This window comes from Paraburkholderia franconis (assembly GCF_009362735.1).
Taxonomy (GTDB): domain Bacteria; phylum Pseudomonadota; class Gammaproteobacteria; order Burkholderiales; family Burkholderiaceae; genus Paraburkholderia; species Paraburkholderia franconis.
In genome coordinates this window covers 13620-34218 of sequence record NZ_WHNP01000053.1, presented here as the reverse complement: position 1 = coordinate 34218, position 20599 = coordinate 13620, and the positions used below count along the sequence as shown (strand labels likewise).

At 61.5% G+C, this 20599-nt stretch carries 15 protein-coding genes and 5 pseudogenes; 14 read left to right on the top strand and 6 right to left on the bottom strand.

The window, feature by feature from the left end; genetic code table 11:
• The first annotated feature begins 17 nt into the window (after positions 1-17).
• The 4 genes from GCT13_RS34985 (at position 18) to GCT13_RS34970 (ending at position 3063) form a co-directional block, all read left to right on the top strand.
• A complete protein-coding gene (locus GCT13_RS34985; RefSeq protein WP_321574823.1) occupies positions 18-476 on the top strand; it encodes a triose-phosphate isomerase family protein in 459 nt (152 codons plus the stop codon).
• A gap of 139 nt (positions 477-615) precedes the next feature.
• Positions 616-963 carry a hypothetical protein gene (locus GCT13_RS34980; RefSeq protein ID WP_152766194.1) on the top strand — a complete coding sequence of 116 codons (348 nt, stop codon included), beginning with the start codon at positions 616-618 and terminating at the stop codon, positions 961-963.
• A gap of 310 nt (positions 964-1273) precedes the next feature.
• A complete protein-coding gene (gene zwf / locus GCT13_RS34975) occupies positions 1274-2737 on the top strand; it encodes a glucose-6-phosphate dehydrogenase (protein WP_152766192.1) in 1464 nt (487 codons plus the stop codon).
• A 35-nt stretch (positions 2738-2772) separates the two neighbouring features.
• Positions 2773-3063: a hypothetical protein gene (locus GCT13_RS34970; RefSeq protein ID WP_227747172.1), complete on the top strand. Its 291-nt coding sequence runs from the start codon at positions 2773-2775 to the stop codon at positions 3061-3063.
• 494 nt (positions 3064-3557) lie between these two features.
• On the opposite strand, the gene GCT13_RS34965 is transcribed toward GCT13_RS34970, so the two are convergent.
• Positions 3558-6638: a Tn3 family transposase gene (locus GCT13_RS34965; RefSeq protein WP_152766190.1), complete on the bottom strand. Its 3081-nt coding sequence runs from the start codon at positions 6636-6638 to the stop codon at positions 3558-3560.
• A gap of 173 nt (positions 6639-6811) precedes the next feature.
• Between GCT13_RS34965 and GCT13_RS34960 the strand changes: the two genes are divergently transcribed.
• The 4 genes and pseudogenes from GCT13_RS34960 to GCT13_RS34945 all read left to right on the top strand — a co-directional run bounded on the left by GCT13_RS34960 (position 6812) and on the right by GCT13_RS34945 (position 11434).
• Positions 6812-7480 (top strand): DUF6880 family protein, encoded by a 669-nt coding sequence (locus GCT13_RS34960; RefSeq protein ID WP_152766188.1) that lies wholly within the window; start codon positions 6812-6814, stop codon positions 7478-7480.
• A 100-nt stretch (positions 7481-7580) separates the two neighbouring features.
• A pseudogene (locus tag GCT13_RS34955) lies at positions 7581-9061 on the top strand (cytochrome P450/oxidoreductase); the annotation flags it as partial.
• A gap of 84 nt (positions 9062-9145) precedes the next feature.
• A pseudogene (locus GCT13_RS50995) lies at positions 9146-10460 on the top strand (MFS transporter).
• Positions 10461-11227: 767 nt separating this feature from the next.
• Positions 11228-11434, top strand: coding sequence for a DUF6494 family protein (locus GCT13_RS34945; protein WP_124612815.1), 207 nt, complete (start codon positions 11228-11230; stop codon positions 11432-11434).
• Positions 11435-12216: 782 nt separating this feature from the next.
• On the opposite strand, the pseudogene GCT13_RS34940 reads toward GCT13_RS34945, so the two are convergent.
• A pseudogene (locus GCT13_RS34940) lies at positions 12217-12491 on the bottom strand (IS6 family transposase); the annotation flags it as partial.
• Between GCT13_RS34940 and GCT13_RS49780 the strand changes: the two are divergent.
• From GCT13_RS49780 to GCT13_RS51395, 5 genes and pseudogenes are all read left to right on the top strand, one after another.
• Entirely contained in the window at positions 12491-12964 is a 474-nt protein-coding gene (locus GCT13_RS49780) for a carcinine hydrolase/isopenicillin-N N-acyltransferase family protein (RefSeq protein WP_227747170.1), read from the top strand. The pseudogene GCT13_RS34940 and the gene GCT13_RS49780 overlap by 1 nt on opposite strands.
• A gap of 33 nt (positions 12965-12997) precedes the next feature.
• Positions 12998-13240, top strand: coding sequence for a hypothetical protein (locus tag GCT13_RS49775; RefSeq protein WP_227747169.1), 243 nt, complete (start codon positions 12998-13000; stop codon positions 13238-13240).
• Complete coding sequence (locus GCT13_RS34930) at positions 13197-14183, top strand: MurR/RpiR family transcriptional regulator (protein WP_152766186.1); 987 nt, start codon at positions 13197-13199, stop codon at positions 14181-14183. Before GCT13_RS49775 ends, GCT13_RS34930 begins: the two co-directional genes overlap by 44 nt.
• A gap of 189 nt (positions 14184-14372) precedes the next feature.
• Positions 14373-14474 (top strand): annotated as a pseudogene (locus GCT13_RS51640) (hypothetical protein); the annotation flags it as partial.
• Between the two features lie 91 nt (positions 14475-14565).
• Positions 14566-14733 carry a DUF7686 domain-containing protein gene (locus tag GCT13_RS51395; RefSeq protein WP_407670908.1) on the top strand — a complete coding sequence of 56 codons (168 nt, stop codon included), beginning with the start codon at positions 14566-14568 and terminating at the stop codon, positions 14731-14733.
• A 40-nt stretch (positions 14734-14773) separates the two neighbouring features.
• Here the strand turns inward: GCT13_RS51395 and GCT13_RS51390 are convergent.
• From GCT13_RS51390 to GCT13_RS34905, 4 genes and pseudogenes are all read right to left on the bottom strand, one after another.
• Positions 14774-15253: pseudogene (locus GCT13_RS51390) on the bottom strand (IS6 family transposase); the annotation flags it as partial.
• Positions 15254-15353: 100 nt separating this feature from the next.
• Positions 15354-16169: an enoyl-CoA hydratase-related protein gene (locus GCT13_RS34915; protein WP_152766184.1), complete on the bottom strand. Its 816-nt coding sequence runs from the start codon at positions 16167-16169 to the stop codon at positions 15354-15356.
• A 14-nt stretch (positions 16170-16183) separates the two neighbouring features.
• Positions 16184-18361: an acetate--CoA ligase family protein gene (locus tag GCT13_RS34910; protein WP_152766182.1), complete on the bottom strand. Its 2178-nt coding sequence runs from the start codon at positions 18359-18361 to the stop codon at positions 16184-16186.
• 2 nt (positions 18362-18363) lie between these two features.
• Positions 18364-19146, bottom strand: coding sequence for an enoyl-CoA hydratase/isomerase family protein (locus GCT13_RS34905; RefSeq protein WP_152766180.1), 783 nt, complete (start codon positions 19144-19146; stop codon positions 18364-18366).
• 430 nt (positions 19147-19576) lie between these two features.
• Between GCT13_RS34905 and GCT13_RS34900 the strand changes: the two genes are divergently transcribed.
• Positions 19577-20437 (top strand): MurR/RpiR family transcriptional regulator, encoded by an 861-nt coding sequence (locus GCT13_RS34900; RefSeq protein ID WP_152766178.1) that lies wholly within the window; start codon positions 19577-19579, stop codon positions 20435-20437.
• The last annotated feature ends 162 nt before the right edge of the window (positions 20438-20599 follow it).

Genomic DNA, 20599 nt, shown 5'->3' with positions numbered 1-20599 from the left:
AAACCCGGGGCGGTTCAATCTCGGCGGGCCTCATCCCCGTTATCTGCGTAGGTGAGACGTTGCAGGAGCGAGATTCTGGTCTGGCAGAGCCCACAGTTCGCAACCAGCTGTCTGATGTTCTTGCATTCGTAGGCCCCGAGAGTCCCGACCGTATTGTCATCGCCTACGAACCGGTATGGGCGATCGGTACCGGCCGGAGTGCGTCAGCCGCGGATGCGCAGGCGGTCCATGCTGCTCTGCGTGCCTGCTTACGCGAGCACGGCACGGCTATGGAAGAGGCCCGCATCCTTTATGGCGGCAGCATCAAACCCAACAACGCGCTTGAATTGCTGAGTTGTGCGGACATCGACGGAGGACTGATAGGCGGCGCCTCTCTGTCGTCCGCCGACTTTATATCGATCATTGGTTCAGCGTGCCGTGCTTTCGACCGCGTATCGCATCTTGAAGAGGCCGCCAATGCCGGTATCAAGTCGTAGACCGCGCACAAAAGCGTCCCGTCGTGTGCGGTGGTCGACTCAGACCTTGCTACCGCTACCGCACGAGTCCGTCCGCAGCCTGTCTCTCAACGCGCATCTGGCGTTGGAAGCGTGCAAGGCGCGAGACGGGAATCGCCACATGCTCAACGAACTGACCCGGTTGACTTACCTGTCTTTCTACATGTGGAAAGCCGGTATTGGAGAGATTGACCTGGCAGTGTACCAGGCTGCGGAGGATGCGCTAAATCAAGCGGTCGCAGGAGCCGAACGTACCGGTGTCTGGCATCTGCCGGAGTCACACATTAGAGCGTTGGAGCAGATGTTAGTAGCGTACGACGGACAGATCGCGACGGTATCTGCCCGGACCTACATGGAGGCTGTTATCCGGCTGGATCGCGTTCTTTCGCAGAACACGCCGCAGTCGCCTGTGGCAAAGATGCTGGCGACTGAACAATTGAAGATCCGTGCCGCTGGGTTCAATTCGTGATCGAGGAAACCTCTTCCCGGGAGTGTGTTGAGATGAAACGTGTGCCTCTGACGACATTGTCGAATGATCGATCACGCGAAGGCTGGTTGAATGCCTCTTTCTTTGAGCGCGGAGACAAGCATCGTTCTCTCTACAGGTGCGCCTTGAGAGAGCCAACCATATCACTGGTCGGGAAAATTGATGAGCGCCCAGATGTCGCGTCCGCGGCGGTTTTAGGTTATGACTAAGAGTGGTGCATTTTCGGGAAACCGAGAGAGCGTGGTTAGCGCATGAGTTCCTCACATTGCATCGCCGTACACGAGCCGGAATTATGGAATTTCAACCTACTTCGAGCTTCACCTTCGTTCTTTTCGGGGGAACTGGCGATCTGTCCATGCGCAAGATCCTCCCGGCTCTGTATGAAGCGCACCGTGCGGGCATGCTCGCGGCAAGCGGCAAGATCGTGGCCGTCGCGCGTCATGAAGAAGACCGTGACGGCTATCTGCGGTGGGTCAACGAGCACGTCAAGGCGCACGTTGCGAAGAGCGGCGTCGATGAAAACGCGTGGTCGAGCTTTGTCGATCGCATCGAGTACGTGAAGCTCGATCTCGGCAAGGCAGAAGACTTCGTCAAGCTGCGCGACGCGATGCAAGACCTGCCAGGCACGCGCGTGTTCTATCTGGCGACGGGCCCGTCGCTGTTCGTGCCGATCTGCCGCGCGCTTGCATCCGTCGATCTGAACGAGAACGCGCGCATCGTGCTCGAAAAACCGCTCGGCTATGACCTGCGCTCGTCGAATGCGATCAACGACGCCGTCGGCGAGATCTTCGCCGAAGAGCAGATCTACCGTATCGACCACTACCTCGGCAAAGAGCCCGTGCAGAACCTGCTGGCGCTGCGCTTCGGCAATGCGCTGTTCGAGCCGCTGTGGCGCCGCGAGTGGGTCGAGAGCATCCAGATCACGATTGCGGAAGAACTCGGCGTCGAGGCGCGCGGCGACTTCTACGACAACACGGGCGCGTTGCGCGACATGGTGCAGAACCATTTGCTGCAACTGCTTTCGATCGTCGCGATGGAACCGCCGCATTCGATGGACTCCGACTCCGTCCGCGACGAAAAGCTGCGCGTGCTGCGCGCGCTGAAACAGATCGATCCGCGCGACATCAGCAAGGTCGCCGTGCGCGGTCAGTATCACGCGGGCGTGATTCGCGGCACGTCGGTGCCCGCGTACGCGACGGAGCCCGGCGTGAAGACGGACAGCGCGACAGAAACCTTTGTCGCGCTGAAGGTCGAGATCGAAAACTGGCGCTGGGCGGGCGTGCCGTTCTTCCTGCGCACGGGCAAGCGGCTGGCCGATCGCGTCGCGGAGATCGTCGTGAACTTCCGCGCCGTGCCGCATTCGGCGCTCGGTTCGTCGGCGCTGCGGCCGGGCGCGAATCGCCTCGTGATCCGCCTGCAGCCGAACGAAACGATCCGCCTCTATTGCCTCGCGAAGAAGCCTGGCGAAGGGATGAACCTGTCGAGCGTCCACCTCGACCTCGCCTTCGACCAGTTCTTCAAGGAAGGACAGATGGAGGCGTATCAGCGTCTGCTGCTCGACGTGATCCACGGGCGTCTCGCGCTCTTCGTGCGTCGCGACGAACAGGAAGCGGCATGGAAGTGGGTCGAGCCGATCCTCAACGAGTGGGCCGCGTCGGGCAAGCCGAAGCCTTATGCGGCAGGCACGTGGGGGCCGGCGGCGGCGAGCGCGATGCTCGCGCAGCATGATACTTGCTGGCTGGAAGAAGAAAACTGAGGTTAAAGCGATTTGTGACATCGGGAGTGCCCAAAATGGAACTGCGCGAGGTTGAACGTAATCGTCTTCGGGTGTTCAGCGCGGATATCCCGAGCGATCGAGTTGAAAATGAGGAGTTGCAGATGTCTAGAACAAACCCATTTCAATCTGAATCGTTGACTGCGGCAGATAGAGAAATACTCGCACAGGGGCTGAGCGCTCTCCTGCGTGAACGATCGATTGCGTACGAACTTGCGGTTAAGGTCGCGGTTGCGCGAGGTCTTGTTCAACCGGACGTTTGTGATTTTGGATTGCCCGATATCCTCCGATTGAGCCGCGTCATCTAGCTAGGAGAAGAGTAGGGCGCTTCTTAGATGGTGGCTTTGATCGCGCTCGACTGCCTGCGGCCTCCGCCCTTCGCTGCGGTAACGGGCAAAGGCTCGGCTTTCTTCGCATCAACGGAAGACGCAAAAGTTTGCTACGTGCGCTCAACCATCGTTCAGCTGGGCGAACCTCGGCGCTCAAGAATGCGTCGAGCCTCCCCCGGAGACGATCTAATGACGGGGCTCGCTCCCGAAAAACGGAATGCCACTATTGCCTCGGTAACACAGTGGTCGCACCTGCGCCTGAAGCAACGGCAGGCTTTTGGTATCGGCATTGCCTCCTTGATCTGAGACGCGATAAAGGCGATCACGGACTTTTCCTCACACTCTACCGAGATAAAGTCGATTGTTGGCTATTTTCGCCCAACCCCCGAAAACTGAAAATCTCCTTTAAACCCTCGCAGACAAGGCTTCCCGGGCCAGATGAATGGCGGAATGGGCGTCCTGAAAGCCGGAGGTCAGCGTTCCTCATCCTCCTCTTCGGCTGCCGCCTGCAGCATGCGGGCCCAGTACTCAGGGTCGGCGTAATACGAGGCGAGCGCGTCGATGTCGACTGGCGCGGTCGCGGCGCCGAAATCCATCGCGCCGAACAGGTTGACGTGTCGCCAGGCGACTGGTGACATGCCTGCGATGAATGCCATCGCGGCCTTGTCTCCCGCGGCCCGCTTGTGCTCGTGGACGCGTGAGAGCAAGGCCGTGTTGTAGTGAATGATGGCGTTCGCGATCAGACGGGCGCACTCGTTCCACAATTGCTGCTCGGCCTCGGTATGCACGCGCAGCTTGCCGCCGTTGACAAAGGCGACCGCGCGGCGCAGCCGGTGGTACGCCTCGCCACGGTTCAGGGCTCTCTGCACTGATTGGCGCAGATCGACATCGTTGATGAAGCGGAGGATGTGGCGCGTACGGCAGAGGTTGTCGAGTTCCCAGAGCGCCTTTTTCGTCTGGTTCTGGCGTTTGTAGCTCGAGAGCTTGCGCACAATGGTGGCCTGCGAGACCTGCTTCTGCCCGAGCGAGGCCATGATGTGCTGCACGGCGGGCCATTCGCGGATGATCAGCTCGTCATTGGATTTACGCGAGGGTTTGACGAGCCACTTGCCATAGTTGCCGGGGGCATGACGGCCAACGAGGCCGCCGAGTTTCTTGTGGAAGTCGCGATAGCGCGGCGCGAACTGATAGCCGAAGGCATACAGGGTCCAGTAGTTCACCTGGTTGGTGCCGTGCGTGTCGGTGGAATGCAGCTGCGGGCGGATGTCGGAGGTGTTGTTGTAGAGCAGATCGAACACGTAATGGCTCTCGTGTTCGTGAGCGCCGAAGACGGTCAGATTGAACGGTACATGGTTGGCGACGGCGGTGTTGGCGCTGATGCCTTTGTCGAGGCCGAAGTACTTGGGTGAATGGCGTGCCTGAAAGGTGTCGAACTGGGTCTCGAAGCGCTGACCATCGCTGCTTGAATGGATCTGGTCGCCGATGTTGAAGAGGTGGAAAGCGGGCAGCCCGGCGGTTGCGTTGCTGATCGCGTCGTTGGCCGCATGGGCGGTTTCGACGCGAAGATAGTTGCGCGCGCAGCTCACGAGCGCGGCGTAACTGAGGCCCGAGATTTCGGCCATTTTGCGCAGCCCCATGTTGGTGCCCATCGCGATGATGCAGGCGAGGAGTTCGCGTGCATCGGCCTCGTGTTTGACGTACCGGTCGAGCACATGCGTGAATGCCTTGAGAAAGCTGGTGCGACCGGCTACGAACCAGAGCAGCCGCGCGATGTCGATGCTGGGGATCTGGCCATAGAATGCGTGATTGACGTTCTCATCGGGCTCCGGATAGACCAGGTTCAGGCGAGGCTTGCCGCCCTGGTGCCGAACCCTGATGTAGGGATCATCGCCTTCGTCGATGTGATGGTTGACATGTTCAAGGAGGCGCTCGATGTCATCGTGAAGCCTGGCAAGCGTATCCTCGATGGGCGCGAGGAGGACAGGCAGGTTGAGTTCCTTGAGCATGGCGTCCTTGTGCCGCCATCGCGCTTCACTGATCAGGTCGTCTTCGAAACGGCGAAACTCGTTGCTGTCGTGGCAGAAGACGTCGCCTGCCTCGAATGCGTTGCGCACCAGCCGGTAGACGAGAAACTCAAAACGATCCACATCGAGCCGCTTCACCTTGCCGGATCCGCGGTGATAGAGATGGGGCTTGAGTGTCTTCGGGATGAACGCCGTGGGAAAGGACGATGGATTGCACTGTCGAAGTGGTGTGCCGCTGCGCAGGCACTCCTGCAGAAAGGCGACGGCTTCGAGCAACGGCGTGTCTTCGACGCGGCCAGCCACGGCCAGTTCGGCGAACAAATGCCGCAGATTGCGTTTGAACGCGTGTGAGAGCGCCGTATAGCTTGACCACTCGAAGCTGGCCTTATCGAAGGTGACGTTGCACATGTATCGTGAAACGATCTCGATGCGTTCGGGCGCGAGCAGAGCGAAAGCTCTCTGACGCACGCTGGCAAAGGAGGCATGGTATGGAATCGAGCCGTCGACGAACAGGCAAAGGACCTCACCCGCGACTTTCAGGTGGGTGCCCGCTTCGGTGAGCGCGTTTTGCGCCGCCTCGCCAGCAGCCTGCCGCGCAGTCTGCTCGTAGTCGTTGACGAGACGGATGAAGGCCTCGATCAGGCGGTCGTTGACCTGGCGAAAGCGGTGACAGGTGAAGCACAGCAGGTACAGGCGCGCGACGCCGGGGTCCATGCGACGCAGCTTGTAGACGGTGTAGAAGGTGACGAGCGAGGCATAGTAGCGGATGCTGTCCGCGGAGATGCCGGTGGCGTCGAGAAACCGCTGGGCGAATGCGTACAGCGGTGCGAAGAACGCTCTGCGTTCGGATTCCTGCTGCAGTTCCTTGTAGCTGAAGTCCTTTGGTTCGCGCTTGAGGAGCGTCACCTGATAGATCGAGTCGTCGACCTCGAGCATCGCATCGAGCTGCTGCGCGATTGACCTGGTGAGCTCGCGTTCGAGCAGCGCCGAGACGCGCTGGCGCTCCGCAGCGACCGCACGGCCAACCATGTCCTGCAGGAATGAGTAGGTGGGCGCGACGACACGTTCGTGCTTCAGATACTGCAGGCATTCGTGCAGGATGAAGGCGGGCTGTGTGGAAAGCCTCGCGAGGCGCTGTGCCCGCTTTTCGAGGTCCGCTTTCGTGGCACCCTCGCATAGCTGAAAGCCGAACAGATCAAGGATACTGCGCTGTAGTGCTCGGCGCGTGGGTGCCGAAGGAACCGTTACGGCGGGAGGCGCTTCGTCGGGGAAGTGCCGCGCGAGGATGTAGCGCAGATCATCTGCGACGGCCGGTGGATCATAGTGGAAGAACTGGAATCTGGCCTTGAAGTACCCGAGTTGCAGGATGAGGTGGACCGCGACCGAAAGTGTGCGCGCCCGGACGAGCTGCTGTTCGGCGTTGCCGAGCTCGAAGTACGTGTGCCGGTCTTCGTCAGTAAAGTGCGGCAACGCATACAGTTCGTCGATTTCGGCACGTGTGAGGATCGAGAGGCGGTGCGAGGCGGACATGAGTTTATATTCTTGAACGCGCGCAAGTGGGAATCAGGGTTTCGCTTTGCCTGAGCGTGAGCTTGCGGGCTGGGGGCGGGCCTTGAGTTGCCTTGCCGAACGTAGCACAACCGGGCGATCCACCATTTCACAGTAACCGTGGCCTCAGCGGCTTTCATTCTGCAGGAGGAGCAATGTCGAACGAGGAGAATCCGATCGATGCCAAAGCGCTGGCGGCTGTCGGACCAGAACGCCTGGCGACGCTGCTGGCCGAGGCGGCCATGACGAACCCGTGCATGCGTCGTCGGTTGCAATTCGAGCTGTCCGCACAAAAAGGCGAAAACGTTGCGGATGCCGTTCGCCAGTGGATCAGTGAGTTCGGCGCGCAAACGTCATTTCTCGACGCGGAGCAGGTGGACGGACTGGCCGACGAACTCGACGCCATGCGGGTCACCATTGCCTCGAATGTTTCCGGGGCGGCGCCCGATCTTGCGCCAGCTCTGATGTGGCAGCTCTTCACGCTGGCCGGAACAATCTTTGAGCGTACGACCGAAGAGGGAAGGGAAGTCAGCTGCGTTTTCGACGAGGCCTGCTCCGATCTGGTCAGGGTAAGCGTCGACGCAGACGTCGGACCGATGGAATTCGCCGCGAAAGTTGTCGCGGCGATCACCTCCGACCAGTACGGAGAGTACCGTGCCCTGATTCGGGCAATTGCATCCGCTCAGCCGTGGGCACCTGCCTACGTCTCTGACCTGAAAGTCTTGCTCCATCGATTGCTGGAGGAGTCGCCCGGTCCGGCTAGCGAACGCAGCAGGGATTTGCAGCGTGCCTTGCAGGAACGCGATTCCCTGTCTGCAACATAGTTTGGTCGGCGAATTTCGCCACTATGCATTCCCGGCGTGCCTTTGCCGGCAAGCGTTTGAGGAGGTTTTTCAGTTTTCGGGGGATGGGCAAAAAATAGCCAAGCTGCTGCTGCAGCATCCGCAAGCGTGGCGCGACATCTGCGAAGAACCGGACCTCACTCCGAACGCGGTCGAGGAATGCCTGCGCCATAACGGATCGGTGGCGGCGTGGCGGCGGCTCGCGACGAAGGACGTCGTAATCGGCGGCATCGACATTCCGGCGGGCTCAAAGCTGCTGATCGTCACGTCGTCGGCGAATCACCACGAAGCGCGTTTCGCCGACGCGGATCTGTTCGACATCCGCCGCGAAAACGCCAGCGATCAGCTGACGTTCGGCTACGGCTCGCATCAGTGCATGGGCAAGAACCTCGCGCGCATGGAGATGCAGATTTTCCTGGAAGAGCTCACGCGCCGTCTGCCGCATATGAAGCTCGCCGAGCAGCGCTTCACGTATGTGCCGAACACGTCGTTTCGCGGGCCGAGCATCTGCATGTCGAGTGGAACCCGGCGCTCAATCCCGAGCGAAACGATGCGTCGGTGCTCGAACCGCGCGCGGCGGTGCGCATCGGTGAGCCGTCGTCGCATGCGGTGAGCCGCGCGGTGAAGGTCGAGCGCGTGTCGGCGTGCGCCGATCGTATCGCGCACATCCGCCTCGTTTCCGCCGATGGACGGCCGCTGCCGCGCTGGACGCCCGGCTCGCATATCGATGTGGTGTGCGGCGAGACGGGCCTGTCGCGCCAGTATTCGCTGTGCGGCGATCCGAACGAGCGCGCTGCGTTCGAAATCGCCGTGCTGCGCGAACCGGAAAGCCGCGGCGGCTCGTCGTGGGTCCATGCGAACGTGAAGGCGGGCGACGTGCTCCGTATTCGCGGCCCGCGCAACCATTTCCGCTTCACAGGCGATGCGAAGAAGGCCGTGTTCATCGCGGGCGGCATCGGCATTACGCCTGTCAGCGCGATGGCGCGCGAGGCGAAGGCGCGCGGCATCGACTATGAGATTCACTACAGCGGCGCGCGGCGCGCATCGATGGCGCTCGTCGGCGAGCTTGCCGCATTGCATGGCGAGCGGCTGCATGTGTACGTGTCGGAGGAGGGCACGCGCAACGACTTCGCGGCGCGCTTCGCACAAGCCGACGCGGACACGCACATCTACGCGTGCGGCCCGGCGCGCATGCTGGAGGCGCTCGAAGCGAGCTGCGCGCACTGGCCCGGCGACGCGTTGCGCGTGGAGCATTTCGCGTCGACGAAGGGCGTGCTCGATCCATCGAAAGAAGAGGCGTTCGAAGTCGAACTGAAGGACTCGGGCCTCGTGCTGACGGTACGCGCGGATCAAACCGTGCTTGACGCCTTGCAGCACGCGAACATCGACGTGCAGAGCGATTGCCGCGAAGGCCTGTGCGGGTCGTGCGAAGTGCGCGTGCTGAAGGGCCGCGTCGATCATCGCGACATGGTGCTCACGCGCGGCGAGCGCGAAGCGAACGACCGCATGATGACCTGCTGTTCGCGCGCCTGCGGCGGCGAGCGGCTGGTGATCGAACTCTAGGCGCCCGCGCGGGCACAAAGAGGCCGGCACGAAGAGCGCAGCCCCGCCAATTCACACCTGATACAAAACCGGAGACACAGCGCGATGAGAAAACGTGCCAACCTGATGTTCGCCTGCACCATCGGCACCACGCTCGAGTGGTACGACTTTTTCGTGTTCGCCGCGTGTGCGGTGCTGGTGTTCGACAAGCAGTTCTTCGTCGTGGGCAATCCGCTTGCTGCGACGTTGCTGTCGCTCGCGACTTTCGCGGTGGGCTTCATCGCGCGGCCGCTCGGCGGCATCGTGTTCGGCATGATCGGCGACCGCATCGGACGACGCAAGACGCTCGTCGTCAGCCTGCTGATGATGGGTCTCAGCACGTTCTGCGTGGGACTGCTGCCCACTTACGCATCGATCGGACTCGCCGCGCCGCTGCTGCTCGTGCTGCTACGCATTCTGCAAGGCATCGCCGTGGGCGGCGAAGCGACGGGCGCGATCCTGATGATCGCCGAGTCGATGCCGGGTACGCAACGCGGCTTCTGGACCAGCTTCACGATGTTCGCCGGGCCTCTCGCCAATGTGCTGACTGCACTGGTGATCGGCATCGTGCAGAAGATGTATGGCGATTCGGCGTTCGTCGAATGGGCGTGGCGCATTCCGTTCTTTATCTCCGCGCTGCTCGTGATCGTCGGTTTCTGGACGCGGCGCTGCATTCGCCGAACTCGCGGCTGCGCACAAGACGGTCGAGCGCGCGTCGCTGCGCGAAGCATGCAAGGGCAACTGGCGGCAGATGGGCAAGGCTTTCTTCGTGAAGGCGGCGGAAAACACGTTCCTGTATCTGTTCTCGACGTTCGTGCTCGGACTCGCGACGGGCTATCTGCACTTCAGCCGTCCGCAGGCGTTGTCCGCGCTGATGTGGGCGTCGGCGATCGAAGTGGCGGTGATACTCGTGGCCGCTTACGTGTCGGATCGCATCGGACGCAAGCCGGTGCTGATCGTCGACCTGCTGAGCGCGGCTGTCGCGGGATGCACGCTGTTCACGCTCTCGCCGGGTAGCGACTTTGCGCATCTGCAGCTCGCGCTCATCGCGTGTCTCACGTGTCACGGCATCATCCTCGGACCGATGGCCGCGTACATGGCCGAACTGTTTCCGACGCGCGTGCGCTATACGGCGCTATCGACGAGCTATCAGCTGGCGTCCGTGCTGGGCGGATCGATCGCGCCGATCGTCGGCACGATGCTGGTCAGCTTGACCGGCTCGGCCGTGTTCGTCGCGGGGTATGCGATCCTGATGGCGATTCCCGCGCTGATTGCAGTGGGCGTTTCTCGCGAATCGCATTGGCAGGACATCTCGCAGCAGCGTGCGCCCATCGACGGCGGCACCGACCGAACGGCTGCCGTGCAAACCACGGGTGCGTGAGTGCGTTTTCTCTTTCCGGACACGCAGGCGAGACGTTTGCGTGACGGCAACGCATGTAAACGGGGCTACACGGTGAATTGGGCTCCCACGGTCATGTGATCGCGCCGCCGAATGTTCATTAACCGTCTCGTTCATCGCCCACTGGCTCAAACCGGACAGACGGCACCCGCGATAACCGACCCGTACGATGGCGGGATGCTTCATCCCGACCGGCTCGGGGTTCTCAGCGGGTTGCCGTACGATGTCTGGCGCGGGTCGTGGGCACTGAGTCTCGAATCGGGCACTGCCATCCGCCGATGCGCCGCCGGACTAATTGCGTTAACGCGCCGGGTCCGATCGCCTCGCTATGTACCGACGCTACCCAAGCGATCACCGCGGTATCGAATCCGTGCGCGCATTGGCGACGCGCATCGGTATCGGGCAGCAGTCGGCCCAACTCCAGACGTTCACTTAGACACCGTCGACGACAGCGATAGGGTGGGCTACTCCGGGCGGAAAATAGCTTTCACCGTCTGGGCCAGCCCGGACAAGTGCGCTGGAATCGATCTTACGGCCCGCGCTCCGTTGCTGTGCGCTGCGGGTGGTGTGCCTGCTTCATCATGTCGATCCGGATCACCCCAACCCCCAATTCACGATCGAGCGAGCAGCGCACGTCGTGCGCGGCGCCCTGTACGGGAATGTCCTGATCACACGCGCCGCCGAGTTGGCCGAAATTGCAGCAGTGTCGATGCGATCTGACGCGTTCTCATTGGAATCAGGAGATGAACATGAACGACGAAGCGTTGAACCTGAGCATTCGCAAGCTTTTGAAGTCCTTCGGCGTTGCCGCGCAGCGCGAGATCGAGCATGCGGTCGAGAAGGCCTTGGCCAGCGGCGACGTGAAAGGAAACGAAACCCTGCCGGCCACCATTACGCTCGAAGTCGCCGGCCTGAAGCTGAAGGTTCCGTTTAACGGTGACGTTGCGCTCGAATGAGGGGGCCCGAGCCGCCGCGCATGCGCAGGACGCCGGCGGCTTCGCCAAAGGTGCCCTTTGACGATCGATTGTATGGACCGACCGGGAAACGGGGCGCCGCTGGTGGCAGCGAGCGATCCGTACGTGGCCGCCGCTCGCGCGATCCGTGGTTGCAGGGCAAAACCTTGCCCATGAAGAGGGCGTACTGGCACGGGTTCCGCGAACGACACGACGAAGAGGAATGTTGTCGATGGCGCGAACGGACCACGTTCGCCGCGCATGTTTACATGTATGAACGCCGCGGATGGGCAAGGCGTTTTTTTCCGTTCGTGTTTCCTGCCGGACTTCGTCGATGGCTTGTCGCAATGCAAAAGTCATGAACAGAGAAATACGGCCTGGATCCAGGCACGACCGGTTGAATCCGCACTCGACTGCGGAAGTTCGGTGCTGCGACGGGACGAGCAGCCGGCAGTCGACGTACTTCCGGATTCGGCCAAAGCGGTCCCTCACGAAATCCTCCCAACGTCAGCAACCTGGCGAGGAAGGGACATTGGCGCTCGATATCTGAAGCTGGGAATCCGACTCTTGAAGTTGTCAGCCGAGTCCGCAGGCAACATCTCCGCCCGGAGCCTGCACCTGAAGAAAGTCAGTTTCAACCCTCGATCAGCAAAAAAAGCATTGTTACACTGCGACCTGCGCGTTTGCAGCATCGTCGTCACGAAGCATCGGCGAACGTGTCATCGTGAGCACGACCAGTCAACCGTATTTCCGACCCGGTCAACCGCGCGGCAGAGGTAGGCCTAATTACCACGGATCTTCACATGCGTCTCGTCGACTCGCCACGACTGACCGGCCGTCATGTCAAAGCGATTCCAGCACTTGACGAACTCCGGCCTGAAGCGCTTGACCCAGCGCATGATCGTCGTGTGTTCGTGCGATAGGCCACGTTCGGCCATGATTTCGACGAGGTCTCGAACGCTGAGCTTTTAATGCAGGTACCAGCGAACCCACAGACGATGACTTCACAGTCGAAGTGGCGACCATTGAACAACCAATCGATGTCTCCGAGCGTACTCATTGCAAGCTCGCGTTCGAAAAAACCCGAGGGTAACACCGGGTAACACCCCGGCCTCTCCGATTTGCACCAGAACCGACGGGGCCCCCGTTTTTGCGGGACATTGCGCGATTGCCGAGTGCCGCCTCGAAGGCAGTCCCGGCTTTGCGGCCTTCGTGTATCCCGGCTCGCTGCCAGGCCATACGTTCGCCCTGACGGACGCGGGGCTTGCCGTCACCGTGAACAATCTGCGGCAGCGCCAGGTCAAGGCGGTCGTGCCACGCATGGTGCTGACCCGCGCCGTGCTGGATGCGCGCGGTCTCGCTGACGCTCGGGCATTGCGCGAGTGCTGCGTTGCTGAGCGTCGAGTACAGCGCGGCTGTTCGGTGCAGGCGATCATGGAGCCGTCGCTGCATGCGAATCATGGAAGCCGCCCGCGCGTAGGTTGTCGCGCAACACGGAAACGGCCGCATCTCATGCGATCCATCCGGCAATGAGCCGCTGTGCCCAGGTCGTGACGGATTCGTCGGGTGACCGGCAGCAGCGCGGCGCACGAAGCAGGGCGCGCGCCCGATCCGCTTGCGATCCTCGCCGACAGGCACGATGCGTCGCTGCCGATCTATCGCGCCGACCCCGCCGTCGTAACCGCCGATATCGTGATCAAGGCGTCTCACATAGAATGGGATGTTTATGAACAGCCTGGGATGCCGCCCCGGTATCGGTTGATCGATGGACACAGACAAACGCAAGACGCGCCGCACGGCTGCGAATAACGACAAGACGAGGGCGCCTGACACGCCGCGTAGCGTGGACGCGCTGCGCGAACTGGCGGTGCGCATCGGCCGCGACGAGGCAGGGCTTTCGCTCGGCGGCAAGGCGCATACGGTGCTGGGGCGGCTGCTCGAACGGCCGGAGGAAGTCGCCTTCCGTACGATTACCGATCTGGCGACGGCGCTGGACGTGAATGCGTCGACGTTGACGCGGCTTAGCACGAAGCTCGGCTATGCGGGCTTTGCGGACTTTCAGAGCGTGTTTCGCGACTCACTCGCCCAGCGTCATCGGCATTTCCATACGCATCAGGCGGAACGGCTGGTCGCTGGCAAGAAAGCGCGCGCGCAGACGCCCGTCGATGGTGCGACGTCGCCCGAGGTCCACGTCGTGGCGCAACTGGCGCGTGAATCGATCAGCAACGTCGAGACGTTTCTTGCGCGCCTGTCTGCTGCGGATCTGCGTGACGCGGCGGCTTTGCTTGCTGACGCGCCGCGCGTGCGCGTGCATGGCTTGCGGCAGTTCAGCGCGCTCGCGAGTTTTCTTTGTTATGGGCTCGGGATGATCCGCACCGATGTCGCATTGCTCGATGTGCAGGGACTCGGCGTCGCGGAAGGACTCGCGCAATTGCAGCCGGGTGACGTGGTCGTGGTGTCGAGCGTCGCGCCTTATACGCGCAGCGTCGCCGAGGCTGCCGTGGCGGCCGCCGCGGCCGGCATGATCGTGATCGCGATCACCGATACGCTCGCGTCGCCGCTGGTGCCGCCCGCACGTCACGCGTTTCTGATCCCCCATGAGAGCAGCTTCTTCACCACCAGCATGGGCGCGTATCTGATCTTTTGTGAAGGCCTGCTCAATCTGGTCGCGACGCACTTGGGCAAGCGGTCGTTGCAGGCGCTTTCGCGGCGTGAGCGCTTGATTACGGCGTTAGGGATCGAGACGGACTGAGGGGCGGCGATGGTTCGTGTGAGGGACTTCACCGAAACTACGTTTGACTAAAGGCTGTCGACATAGATGGGGTAACGTACTCGTTTCAGGGCCGAGAACGGCCGGATTACCGAAACCGTTTGCGATTGATGCAATCGTCCGACGGAGTTCGAGAAAAGCAGTGCCCTCTGGCTTGCAAGGGTTACGAGAATGGCAGCCGGTTCAGCGCAAGTGAGCGCGGCCGGTACAACCTGTGCCCAGTGCGGGGCGCATTCATTATCACAGGATGTCGTCAGCGCCGCTTTGCCGGACGACGCATTTCGCGTGCTCTGCAGCCGTTGTTTCAACCCGGAGATGGCGCGTCTCGGGAACGTTCGCCTCGTCGAATATCCGAAGTTCACGCATGCCGGATGCGGACGGCGTCCTGCACGAGTTCCACTTCCGAAGCTTGTTGTTCGGCGATCAGCTGTCGCTGGAAGGTTTCGAGCTAACGGGCAATGAAGAAGATTTCGCGGGCTCCCGTGCATTCCTGAAGCGTTTGAAGGCAAGCATCGCGTTGACCCTGACTTGACGTGACGATGATCCTGCTCGATCAGATTGTTCAGGTACTTTGACGACCGTACTGTCGTGTCGTCTGGCAGCAACGCGTCCGTCATTTCGCGCACCGCCCGGTGCGACGCCGGTAGCGGCCCAGCGTGAACGTTTTTGGAGCGCGCCCCTGGCTGCTGGTGGCCCTCGCGAAGAAGGCTTTGGCTGCATGGACAACGCCTTGTGCTGAGCCGGAAGTCGACCGTTTTGCCGGTTCGATCAACCGCACAGTAGGGGTAGGCCCATTTGCCATGGATGTTCACGTACGTCTTATCGACCCGCCACGACTGACCGGCTGGCACGGCAAAGCGATTCCAGCGCTTGACGAACTCGGGCGTGAAGCGCTGGACCCAACGCATGATCGTGGTGTGTGCGAGCGACAAGCCGCGTTCGGCCATCATTTCGACGAGGTCGCGAAGGCTGAGCTTGTAACGAAGGTACCAGCGAACACACAGCACGATGACTTCGCGGTCGAAGTGGCGGCCATTGAATAACCAATCCATGTCTCCGACATTGCGGGCTTGCGTTGGAAAAAACCGAGGGTAACACCCCGGCCGTTTCGATTTGCACCAGAACCCTCAAGGCCCGCTTCGGCGTATGAGACTAATGCCCTTTGAAGATGGGTAGCCGCTTCTCGAGCGTTGCTGCAAGCGCTTCAATATGGTCGCCGGTGTTGTGGCATATGCCCTGGAAGACTGCGCAGTGCTCAAGGAAGTCCGCGAGTTCCATCCGCTGCGCGCTCTTCATCAGCCGCTTGGTCAAACGCAGCGCCTGAGGCGGCTTGCCGGCGAAACCTTGCGCGAGACGCTGTGCGGCCTCGAGCAGGTCGTCAGGTGCCGCAACGTCAAGGACAATGCCCATTGCCTTTGCTTCTTCGCCTTTGAAGGTGCGTCCTGAGAAGGTCAGCTCAGCCGCACGCTCGTAACCAACGAGACGCTGCAGGAACCACGCGCCACCGTCGCCCGGAATAATGCCGACGTTCACAAACGTCTCGCCCAGGATGGCATCGGGCACCGCCAGCCGGATGTCACACATACATGCGAGGTCGAAGCCGGCGCCCACAGCTGCTCCATTGATTGCGGCAATGGACGGCACCTCGAGCTTCTGCATGGCCAGCGGAATCCGCTGTATCCCGGCACGATAGCGGTTCTGAACCTCGTAGACGTCACCACCGAAGCTGCCTTCGCGGTGAAACATATGCTTGATATTCCCGCCCGAAGAAAATGCCTTGCCAGCGCCAGTGATAATCAGGGCCGCCACTTCTTCGTTTGCATTGATCCACGCGACCGTCCTCTCGATATCCTCGACCAGCTTTGTGCCAGTCAATTCGTTGCGGACGTCGTCACGATTCAGCGTCAACGTCACGACCCGTCCACTGCGGGTGATGATCGCGTCTGTCAGAGTTGGGACGAGTGTCATGTTGGCTCCATGATTCATTCAGTGGCTGCCGTTTGCGAGGCGGCATCGAGCAGGATCCGTGCATCGAGAATACCTACTCCCGACGGATAGGCCATTACCGGGTTGAGATCCAGTTCCTCAATTTCTGGAAATGCAGTACACAACGCCGAGATGCCCAGCATCAACTGGACGAGCGCATTTTTATCGGTCGGAGGCGCACCGCGAACGCCGTTCAGAATCTCGGCTGCCCGTATCTCTTCGAGCATTTGACGCGCGTCACCTTCGGTCAGGGGCAGTGAGCGGAACACGACATCCTTGAGTACCTCAACCAGTATTCCGCCGAGCCCGAACATCATGACCGGACCATAGGTCGGGTCGCGCACTACACCCACGATGACCTCGACTCCTCCTTTCGGCGCCATTGGCGTCACAAGCACACCGGTGATGTCTGGGTCCGGGACGAATTGACGGCCGCTTGCCAGAATGTCGTCGAAGGCCTGCTTGACCGCGCCAACAGCGCTGACGCCCAGTTTGACTCCCCCTGCGTCGGACTTATGAATGATGTCGCGCGAGACGACTTTCATTGCGACCGGGACCTCGCCGAGCTGCCGGAATGCCTCCACCGCTTCGTCAGGGCTGCGTGCAAGGACTGCCTTCGCAGTCATGGGAACACCGGCGTCGGCCAGCGCCTGCCGTGCCTCGTGTTCAAGGACGACGGTACGGTCCTCGGCGCGGCAGATATCCACAATCTGCCCGAAAGTGCTTGAACGTTTAGCTGGCGCCGGTGCCGGGCAGTCGGTCCGGGAGCGCGCTTCTCCGACCTCAGCGAGAGCCTGAAGACAACGGACGGCCATTTCCAGCGAGTCGTAGACCGGAACACCCGCTTCGCGAATACAGGCTAGAGGGGCTGGGCGCAAATCAGCATACAGGCTGCCGTAGAGGCTGTGAACCACCACCGGCTTGCCAGATTCGTTGTTAATCTGAGCGATCCTGGCGGAAGCTTCCATCTCGATGGGCGTCAATGACTGTGAAAAACGGACGCCATACCCTCCGTAGAGCCCCGTAATCAGCAGGCCATCGACCTCCGGATCCTCAAGGAGGATTTGCGCACACTCGGCGAATACTGCGGGGTTTGAATCTGTGCCGCCGGCGACATCGACGGGGTTGGCGGTCGCGGCCGAAGGCGGAAGGATTGCGGCCAGGCGTGCCCGCGATTCCGGGGAGAGCGTCGCCAGCGCGAGTCCCGATTCGCTCAACGCGTCAGCGGCAATCGTGGCGTGCCCCCCACCGTCAGCAAGCACCGCCACGCGACGCGATCTGAGTGGCTTGAGCAGCGACAGCGCTTCAGCCAGCGACATGATCTCGTCCGATTTCGCGGCCAGGACGGCGCCGGCCTGACGCAGGACGCCCTCGCTCACTGCATAGTCGCCGGCAAGCGCACCGGTGTGCGATTTCGCTGAACTGATACCGGCGCTGGTGCGGCCCGACTTGTACAGGACCACTGGTTTCTTGCGGGTGATGCGTCGCAACCCCTCGAGGAATGCGGCGCCGTCTTTCATTCCCTCGACGTACGCAACCAGGACCCTGGTGTTCTCGTCATCCGCGAAATAGTCGAGATATTCATGGAACCGGATGTCCGACTCGTTGCCTATACCGACATAGGTCGACAGGCCAAGCTGACCATTCGCCTGCGCCTCTGTTACCAGAGAAAGGGCCATGTTGCCGGACTGTGACAGGAGCCCGATGTCGCCCTTCCTGAGGTTGCTGAAGCCAACGATGTTGCAGTTCTTGTGGGTGTTGAAAATGCCCGAGGTATTGGGCCCCACGATGCGAACGCCGTACTGGCGCGCCACGCTGACCATCTCTTCCTGAAGCAGCCGGCCGTCGTCACCGGCCTCCGCGAAACCGCCGGCGAGCACCACCGCACCCCTCGCGCCTTTCTTCCCGCATTGTTCGATAACTTTTGGAAGTGTCTTCGCCGGCGTGCAGACGAGTGCGAGGTCAAAAGCCTGTGGAATCTCCTCGACACTTGCATAACATTTCAAGCCGAGGATTTCCGGTTCCTTCGGATTGACGGGATAAATCGTGCCGGTGAAGCCGTCTTCAAGCAGCTTCTGGATGGACCGGAAACCGCGCTTGGTTTCATCCCTTGAAGCGCCGACCACTACGATGGAGTTCGGATAGAACACGTCGTGCAGGTTACGGGTTGGCATGCTTACTCTCCCTTGAAGACCGGTGCACGTTTTTCGGCGAACGCATTGACGCCCTCCTGCCAGTCCTGCGTGGTGGAGCAGAACATCATGCCCTCGAGTTCTGCGGTCAGCGCAGCATCGAAGGTCCGTTCACCCGCGAAGTTGAGTTGATCCTTGGCGAGCCGCATCGAGTGCGGAGCTTTGCTCGCGACCTTGCGTGCGAATTCCCGGGCGTGCTGCAGGAACCCGTCGTCCGGAAAGACCCGGTTGGCCAGGCCGATTCGGGCCGCTTCCGGCCCGCCGATGCGCTCGCCGAGAAAAACGAGCTCGCGCGCCTTTGCCAGACCGACCAGGCGCGGCAGGAGGTACGTAATGCCGCCGCCGAGGAAATTCCCGATGCTGATTTCCGGAAGCCCAATCTGGGCGCTCTCGGCCATCAGGACGAAGTCGGACGCAATCGCGATTTCCGCCCCCGCGCCGAGAGCGAAACCATTGACAGCAGCGATCACGGGCTTGCCGAGCGTGAGAAGCCGCTTGCAGGCCACCTGCTCGCCCCGCAGGTACTCGCGGCGCTCGAAGGGCGTGCGGCCGGCCTTGTGTTCCTTGAGGTCCGCGCCCACACAGAATGCCCGGCCCTCGCCGGTAATGAGGGCAACCCGCACGCTGCGGTCCGCCTCGACCATGGTCAACGCTTCGCTCAATTCGTCGTAAAGTTTTTGCGTCACTGCATTCAACCGGTGCGGGCGGTTCAGCCGGATTTCGGCGATCCCGTCCTGCACGCCATAAAGAAGCGTTTCAAATGCCATCGGGAGCTCCATCGTTAACTGTCGAGGTACCGGCGCGTACCCGCGACCTGGAAGTCCCACGGACTCACGAGGCCGGTCACCCGCCGCGAAATTATGCAACGTATGTTGCCATTACTATAGACAACAGAAACGAACGTTGCGCTTCGGTGTTTACCCGTGTGAACCCGTCGTCGCCATTCCCTCTGCCACCTTCAAGGCTGCAGCCTGCCAGCGTGGTATCGGAGCAGCACCGGCCCGCTCCCGCGCGCGACCGCCTCATTGCACATGGCCTGCTGCCGGCAGGAATCGGCCACCGGTATTGTGGAAGCGATCATGGCTGGACAGCGACGGCCAGCCCCCGGTCCCGAATCCCGTAGCACGGCGCGAACGGGCACCTTGCCAGGATGACAGCCGCTACGTAACATTTGTTGTCACCTTATCGGGGGTACACATGCCACCCAGCTTTGACGAACTGGCCGCGCTCATCCGCACCAGGTTCCCGGAATTAAGTCCGCAGTTCCAGACGGCCGCCGCGTACCTGCTGGATTTTCCTGACGAAATCGCAGTTTCGTCGATGCGGAAAGTGGCGGCAGGTGCGAGGGTACAGCCGGCGGCCCTCGTCCGGCTGTCCCAGGCGCTCGGCTTTCCAGGCTGGAACGATCTGCGCGAAATCTACGTCGCCCGCCTTCGCACCCGTCCCGAGCCCTTGAGCAGCAAGGCTCGTGCGCTCGTGAAAGGCGGCTCCCGTCAGGCCCTGGCGATCCATATGGCGGTCGCGCAGCAGCACAACCTCGAGGCGACCGTCGCGCAGAGCGGCGCCCGGATACCGGACGCAGCCAGGTTGCTCAAGAAAGCGCTTCACGTCCACATCGCCGGGTTCCGCTCCTGCTATCCCGTCGCGTTTGGTCTGGTTTACGGGTACCGGCTTTTTCGACCCTCGGTGAGTCTTGTGACTGGCGAGGCAGGGACGCTGGAAATGCAGCTGCGCAGCATCGCCAAAGGGCATGCAACAGTTGTTGTCAGCTTTGCGCCCTACTCCCGCGAAGCGGCGCGGGTGGCCGAGGCAGCAAAGGAGCAAGGCAGCCGGCTTGTCGCCATCACCGATAGCGCCGTGTCACCGATTGCGCTGAATGCGGACCAGGTGCTCCTGTTTTCGCACGAAAGCCCGTCCTTCTTCCCCTCGCTGGTCGCTGCGTCAGCCATCGCCGAGTCCCTCGTGGCACACCTGCTGGCGCTTGAGGGCGAAGACGCCGTCAGGCAATTGACCGACGCCGAGCGGGCCCTGCACGAGAAGGGTTCGTATGTCAGCTGACACAGCCGCGTTTCCCCAGCCTGGCACGCCTTCCTGAGCCCGCCGCTGCGCGGCCAGGGTTTCTCACTACTGAATTCTTGTTGACGTCTCGTTCAGGTGTATTAGTATTCGACGTGACAACATATGTTGTGCATATATAGCAGTGCGCATCGCTCGTTGCAA